This is a genomic window from Methylobacillus sp. MM3, from assembly GCF_001645185.1.
Classification (GTDB): Bacteria; Pseudomonadota; Gammaproteobacteria; order Burkholderiales; family Methylophilaceae; genus MM2.
On sequence record NZ_LXTQ01000052.1, the window covers coordinates 1 to 383 of the forward strand.

At 66.1% G+C, this 383-nt stretch carries 1 protein-coding gene; it reads left to right on the forward strand.

Going from position 1 to position 383, the window contains the following annotated elements:
* Positions 1-44: 44 nt before the first annotated feature.
* Positions 45-383, forward strand: a 339-nt coding sequence (locus A7976_RS13230) for an FAD-dependent oxidoreductase (protein ID WP_165601745.1), incomplete at its 3' end; no start/stop codon positions are given.

Here is a 383-nt window from a genome sequence, read left to right on the forward strand (position 1 = left end):
CTCCCGACGACCGCCTCACGGAATTCCCACTATGAGATATCCACATGTCCCATCGCATCGTGATCGTCGGCGGCGGCGCCGGCGGGCTGGAGCTCGCCACCCGTCTCGGCCGCACCCTGGGTAAACGCGGCAAGGCCCAGGTCACCCTGGTCGACGCCCACCTCACCCACATCTGGAAACCCCTGCTGCACGAAGTCGCTGCCGGCTCGCTCAACTCCTCCGAGGACGAGCTGAACTACGTCGCCCAGGCGAAGTGGAACCACTTCGAATTCCAGCTCGGCCGCATGCAGGGCCTGGATCGCGCCTGCAAGCGGGTCCGCCTGGCCGCACTGGTGGACGAGAATGGCGTTGAACTGGTTCCCGAGCGCGACATCGCCTACGAC